At 42.4% G+C, this 5,605-nt stretch carries 8 protein-coding genes and 1 pseudogene; 4 read left to right on the forward strand and 5 right to left on the reverse strand.

Features of this window, described 5'->3' with window-relative positions:
• A partial coding sequence (locus tag H6G26_RS37760; protein ID WP_347242583.1) for a DUF6748 domain-containing protein occupies positions 1 to 420 on the forward strand: 420 nt, incomplete at its 5' end.
• A 364-nt stretch (positions 421 to 784) separates the two neighbouring features.
• On the opposite strand, the gene H6G26_RS37765 is transcribed toward H6G26_RS37760, so the two are convergent.
• On the reverse strand, positions 785 to 1,108 hold the full coding sequence (locus tag H6G26_RS37765) for a hypothetical protein (protein WP_190736773.1): 324 nt from the start codon (positions 1,106 to 1,108) through the stop codon (positions 785 to 787).
• 209 nt (positions 1,109 to 1,317) lie between these two features.
• On the opposite strand from H6G26_RS37765, the gene H6G26_RS44075 reads away from it, so the two are divergent.
• From H6G26_RS44075 to H6G26_RS37775, 3 genes are all read left to right on the forward strand, one after another.
• Positions 1,318 to 1,452: a hypothetical protein gene (locus H6G26_RS44075; protein WP_277883960.1), complete on the forward strand. Its 135-nt coding sequence runs from the start codon at positions 1,318 to 1,320 to the stop codon at positions 1,450 to 1,452.
• Positions 1,453 to 1,536: 84 nt separating this feature from the next.
• Complete coding sequence (locus H6G26_RS37770; protein WP_242054256.1) at positions 1,537 to 1,713, forward strand: hypothetical protein; 177 nt, start codon at positions 1,537 to 1,539, stop codon at positions 1,711 to 1,713.
• Between the two features lie 293 nt (positions 1,714 to 2,006).
• Positions 2,007 to 3,056: an SGNH/GDSL hydrolase family protein gene (locus H6G26_RS37775; RefSeq protein WP_190736774.1), complete on the forward strand. Its 1,050-nt coding sequence runs from the start codon at positions 2,007 to 2,009 to the stop codon at positions 3,054 to 3,056.
• Positions 3,057 to 3,402: 346 nt separating this feature from the next.
• Here the strand turns inward: H6G26_RS37775 and H6G26_RS37780 are convergent, their stop codons facing one another.
• The 4 genes and pseudogenes from H6G26_RS37780 to H6G26_RS37795 form a co-directional block, all read right to left on the reverse strand.
• On the reverse strand, positions 3,403 to 3,759 hold the full coding sequence (locus H6G26_RS37780; RefSeq protein WP_190736776.1) for a hypothetical protein: 357 nt from the start codon (positions 3,757 to 3,759) through the stop codon (positions 3,403 to 3,405).
• 283 nt (positions 3,760 to 4,042) lie between these two features.
• Positions 4,043 to 4,603, reverse strand: a complete 561-nt coding sequence (locus H6G26_RS37785; protein ID WP_190736778.1) for a WGR domain-containing protein — start codon at positions 4,601 to 4,603, stop codon at positions 4,043 to 4,045.
• A 124-nt stretch (positions 4,604 to 4,727) separates the two neighbouring features.
• Positions 4,728 to 5,339: pseudogene (locus H6G26_RS37790) on the reverse strand (AAA family ATPase); the annotation flags it as partial.
• Entirely contained in the window at positions 5,245 to 5,439 is a 195-nt protein-coding gene (locus H6G26_RS37795) for a DUF2997 domain-containing protein (RefSeq protein WP_190736780.1), read from the reverse strand. The pseudogene H6G26_RS37790 and the gene H6G26_RS37795, both read right to left, overlap by 95 nt.
• Positions 5,440 to 5,605: the final 166 nt, after the last annotated feature.

Here is a 5,605-nt window from a genome sequence, read left to right on the forward strand (position 1 = left end):
AAAATTCAAAATGATAATGGTAGCCGTGTGATTCTCAGAGGTAACATCGTTCCAGTGACATTTCCCTCATTCGGTGAGTTTGGGAATTTGAGAGTCAAAGAAGCTTTCTATGCCGCAACAAATGTCCCAGCAAAAGGTACTTTTGTGGCACTAAAAGACAATGGCATTCGTTGCATCACAACTCCTTGCTTCTCCACAGATAATCTGATTCTAAATAAGCCGAAAATTTCTCAAGTTTCGTCAATCGATTTGAGTCAAACGAGTGCAACAAAAAAACAACTTGACGCAGCAACAAGCGAAATTTTCGAGCAAGGTTTGATTGCTGTAGGTAAAATTGAGGTAGTAAAAAACGTAGATCCAACTAAGAGAGATACTAAGTTTGTGGCTACACAATTTTATTTGAGAGTGGAACCGAACTAAAGAAATAAGGTTATCTTTGCCACTGGCTCATCCTAAAACTGTGCGATAAGCGAAGCTTAAGCCTTCGGCTATCGCCTATCTCAAAGAAGCGTTATGCACTTGGAAGGGAGTCAAGTCAACGGAAGCCGTGTTTGTGGCAGCTTGCAAGGAAGGGAGGAAGCCGGGGGCACAACAGGCCAAGTGTACTGTGATGGCGCTGTTTCGCCCACCGTAGGTGTTCGCTCACTTTGAGTGGGCGAGGCGGCAAAGGATTGTGATTGCGCTGTCTGGCGAAACTGTGTACACGCCCCAAGGTGAGGCAGTGGAATTACTCTCAATGATGTAACAGTCTCTGATGTGCGCGAGGCTCCTGCTTATTCAGCGATTACAAAGCATCTGTGCGATGTATGGATTCAATTAACTCCTCAACTTCTTCTTCATCCAGACATTGTTTCACTTGGGTGCTGAACCACTCAAATTCTTCCGGTTCTGTGTCCGTGACTCGGTAGACCAGTAATGTTCCGGCAACGCCAGCAAGAGTAAGAGGTGATGGAGAAACGTGGCTCAGTAGATCGCACGCATTCTGGTATATTTCCATGACTGATAATTCGGACAAAGGAGATCCCAACTGAGCAGAAAGCTGTTTTAGATTCTCCTGAATAGATGAATGGAAGCCTGGATCTTCTGGATGGGAAAGAGGGTTACTCATAATTGTCGTTCAAATGCCATTGAATTGGGACTCAAAGCAATGGACGTGGAAACTCAGCAACGAGATGATACGTACATCATACCCCCACTTGAAGCTGTGTCATTCCATCTCCTTTGCCCCGGTGACTCTAACTCAGGGTAGTTCAATGTATTCATCACTCCATGCAATAGGATTCCACTGTTGTTGTAAGGCTCGTTTCTGGTGTTGAAGTGAAAGCTGATCAAGAGGGTGAAGTTTCCACTGCACCTGTGCTAAATGCTGAAAAATGGTCACATGAGGCGATTGTTGCTTTTGTCAAGGCACTTGCCAAGAATAAATCAGCCCAGCCGTCGCTTTCGCCTTGAGGGCGAAAGCGCCTAAATCTCTCGGTTTTGCCAAAAATATTATTGATACGGCTGGGCTGATTTATTTATTGGATCTCCCCAAATATGCGGTCGGAGCGTATGCAGAAACTCAATGTTGTGGCAAATTCGGGGGAAAATCCGGGGTTTGAGTTCTTGGAAAAGTGCTGGAATGATGATCCGGCGCTGGTGATCATGATCAAGAAATTGCTAGCGAAATATTATGCAGTGGGGTGTTGTGGTTGTGGATGGGGTGTTGGTTGAACCGGAGGGGTAGCAGATCAGCTAATTTGAAGTATGTCAAATTATTAACAATACTTGTAATAAGCATTGAAGAACCATATTTTTTTAATGTGCCAGTAGGTAAAGGCGAACCCTTTAGATTTACGTTTACAGGACAACGTGTAACTATCCGTAATTAACAATTAATACTCAGTCTTTAGCTTTGATTAGCGCTCGAAGCAATTAATTCTCTTTCAAGGAAATAATAATGGTGGTTAAGGGCAATCGCAACACATAATCAATCTGTAAATCAACTTGATGCAACTGATTAATCTATGCTGAGAAATATTTCTTTAAAAACATTTACGACTGCCGCAGTCAGTAGTGCAGCTTTTTTGTGTATAAGTGTTAATAATGCTTATGCTGCTTCTTTCAACTCTATTTCTCGTATTTATGCTTTTGGTGATAGCTATTCAGATAATGGGGCAGCACTTCGGATTACAACAGCAGCAGTTAACTCTGGGGTGCCTGGAGCATTTATATTCCCACGATTGGATGTGTATGACTCTGACGGTCGATGGACAAATAATCCCGGCTTAACATCAGTTGAGGTATTAGCAAAACAAGAAAATTTACAGTTAACAGATTATGCTATAGGTGGTGCAAAAAGCGGCAATGGCAATTTAAGTACTTGGCTTGATCAATACCAAAATACAGGTTTATTCGGTCAAATCGAACAATATAAAACAGAAGTTAATCGCGTGGCAGATTCTAAAGCGTTACACTTCATTTTTATATCTTCAAATGACTTATTAGAAAGGTTTTTTTATAATCAGGCTGGTTCGGTTGATGTACTAGCTGATGTTGCTGTTGATAATATTGCTTCTGGGATATCACAACTTGCAGCGCTAGGAGCAAAACAGTTTTTTGTCGTAAATTCTACAGATTTAGCTGCATTACCGCTTTTTGAGCAATACTCACAAGAGGCAGCTAAGTTTAGAGATGTTATCAATAAAAGTCTTCCGGGTCAGCTCGATACCCTGAATAAGCAATTAGGTGTCGAAGTTGCGCTGTATGACCATGTTGCAATTAGCAACAAAATTCGCTCTACCCCAGCGACATTTGGTTTTACCAATATAAATGATGCCTGCAAACTTTTATACACTACTGAGGGGTTAGAGCCTGGTTGTTCAACCCCTGATAATTATTATTACTTTGACGAGATTCATCCCACTCGTCGTGTACATCAGATTATTGGTGAAGATATGTCCAATTTCTTAGAGACACAAAAAATAAAAACTGTTCCTGAGCCATCAACTTTTTTAGCTTGTATATCTTGTATGATTATGATCAGTTTACTACGGCGTAAAGTTCATAGTAGCTAAGGGCATCATCGTGCTAAAAAGAGGAAAACTATAGCAACACACAAAGGACAAACCCAGATTTAATAAGCAGGTATTTGGGAAGGGAATTAATTTTTTTTGCACAAACACTACTGGCTGACTCTAATAATTATCGCTTTTGTGAATATCTGCTTGTGAGCCAAACTGAACCCTACATTGAACAGTATCATAACGCGGGATCGGAACAGTAACGATCGCTGGCTATGGCAAGTTCACTCTCACCTTGAGCGGACGATTGTTCTGCACAGTTTAAACAACGTGGAAATTCCCCTTACTGAAATCTATCGTCGCATTAATTTTTAAGGCTGCTTAACTCTCTTGGAACTGATTAGTGGGACTCATCACCAAAAGAAGCACTTCCAAGGAAGCTAGAAAAAGCAACTAACATCCAACCGAAACAAATATGTTTTTGGGTTTGCCAATCGTATCTCTCTTCTATTATCGGGATTGTGTTAGCTTCAACAATTTCTAATCCCCAGTAGCCCAATGCACTGATGCCAAACAATATAGTGCTGACGATGGATAATTTAGCGATAACTTTGAAAATGTAATTGCTTAAAGTGGGTAGTACCTGAAAGGATTGTCTGTGACGGTGGTGGATAGTGAGTTGACTTGGAGCTACAACCGAAACACGTCTTGGTCTTTGTTGAGTGAGTTGAGAGACAACTTGTTTATTATCAGTCATGGGTCAAACCAAAGCTTGTTGGTTGTAGCTAGATTAGTTTCAGTAATTATATTGTAAACTTTCGTCAGGATGATGTGGTTAAATTTACATAAAATTTCCCCATTCAGAAAAGATATTCTAATGGTTAAGCGATGTCATACGAAAAAACCCAGAGGACAAACAAACGATTAAGCTGAAAGTCAGTTAGAAATATCCCCCAGTGCGGCGGTATGGGCTGGGGGATACACTTAATCAATCCGCATTGCTGTAGTAAATCGGCTGCAATACTTTCCGACAAGCTAATTTACAAATGTCGCCAGAAGTTCTTACTGATAGTCTTGAGGCTGACAACCTTAGTTTCTACTGTTGCTTCAGGAGCATGACCAACAGCCACCGCAGCAACTTGTAGTGCAGATGTCGTTAACAGAGAATTGAGTAATTCTTGCTGATAGTCAATATCTGCTACTGTGCGGTAAACTCTGTGATAATTTATCTGCATCCCCAAAGGTGTTGGGACAATTTTCAGATACTCATTAAGAGCAGATATGTAGCTATCACCAAAATTCCTGTTTACAACAGCCGGACGGATTATATTCAACAATTGAATAGCTCGTCTAATGTCTGCAACACTGCGGTTAGCATCAATCTCTGGCTGACTTTCGCTGTAGCCTTTGGATTTCTTTTCTGTTACCAGATTGTTGAATTTGCTAACGGCTCTTTGATGATTGCCTAATGTGTGAACTTTAGTCTGCGCTTGATAACCGACTCTGCCCCACTGCACTGTTAAGTTACCATCTTCGACAATGGCCGCCCAGAATTTATTGCTGTTCTGGATAGCATCAACAAAGACTAAATAGATTTCCATATTTTTACCCTGTCAACTCACGACTTGACGGGTATTGCCCCATCTGAGATAGATATACTGAACGCGATCGCTACGAACCTAAAAGAGCGATCGCCCCATAGATCAGGAGACAATCGCTTTCTCATCAGTTCAGATTCCGAAACTTAGCAGCACGCAAAGACTGAGTTTTCGCTGCAACCACAGGACTACTAGCCCGTCGTGCGGTAGATGCCCAGGATTGCATACGCTCGACTGCCGCAGCGTCCTGAATCGCAAGCGGGGTAATGGTTTGACGGCAGGTTTCAAGGTCAGCAAGTGTTACCTGTTGCGGTCTACCCTCATCGAATGCCAGCAGTGCGGCTTCCGAAGCAAGGGTTTCTAGTTCTGCCCCTGAAAATTTCGCGGTCGAAGCTGCGATCGCTTCGAGGTACTCCGATTCCAGGTGAATGCCAAAGCGTTGTAGATGAATCCCCAGAATCTGTACACGCTCTGGCTCTGTGGGCAAGTCAACAAAGAAATTTTCATCGAAACGGCCTTTCCGTTTTAGTTCACTTGGTAACACAGATGGGTCATTACAAGTTGCCACGACAAACACGCCACTGGTTGATTCCGACATAAACGTGAGAATATTGCCCAGAATCCTCTGTGAGACTCCGCTAGTGTCACCAGTACCCGAAAGGGCTTTTTCTATTTCGTCCACCCATAAAACGCAGGGTGCGATCGCTCTCGCTGACAACTCCAAGTGCCTCCTCAAATGGTTGTGTAGCCGATAAACAACTCAAACCCTCGAATCCCTCAGCCTCTACGCGAACTTCACCTGTAGCATTGTCGAAATGAATCAGTATTGAACGTTCCATATTTATCTCCTCACGTACTGTTTAACTTCCTGATGTCCGGCAAAGGTTAGGCGTAGGGTTTGGACCTTGCGGGGAGACAAAATACCCTGAAAAGCTTATAGATTAAAGAATGTGGCAATTTATGGTAAAACAAAAAGAGCCTTTGTTTGCAACAAGCTCTATCTAA

The sequence above is a fragment of the Nostoc sp. FACHB-888 genome (assembly GCF_014696655.1).
GTDB lineage: Bacteria > Cyanobacteriota > Cyanobacteriia > Cyanobacteriales > Nostocaceae > Nostoc.

What these genes read in the sequence shown, in the direction of transcription:
- H6G26_RS37770 (WP_242054256.1), top strand. Translation starts at nt 1,537, where the DNA reads ATGCGGTCGGAGCGTATGCAGAAACTCAATGTTGTGGCAAATTCGGGG.
- H6G26_RS37785 (WP_190736778.1), bottom strand. Translation starts at nt 4,603, where the DNA reads ATGGAAATCTATTTAGTCTTTGTTGATGCTATCCAGAACAGCAATAAA.
- H6G26_RS37780 (WP_190736776.1), bottom strand. Translation starts at nt 3,759, where the DNA reads ATGACTGATAATAAACAAGTTGTCTCTCAACTCACTCAACAAAGACCA.
- H6G26_RS37775 (WP_190736774.1), top strand. Translation starts at nt 2,007, where the DNA reads ATGCTGAGAAATATTTCTTTAAAAACATTTACGACTGCCGCAGTCAGT.
- H6G26_RS37795 (WP_190736780.1), bottom strand. Translation starts at nt 5,439, where the DNA reads ATGGAACGTTCAATACTGATTCATTTCGACAATGCTACAGGTGAAGTT.
- H6G26_RS37765 (WP_190736773.1), bottom strand. Translation starts at nt 1,108, where the DNA reads ATGAGTAACCCTCTTTCCCATCCAGAAGATCCAGGCTTCCATTCATCT.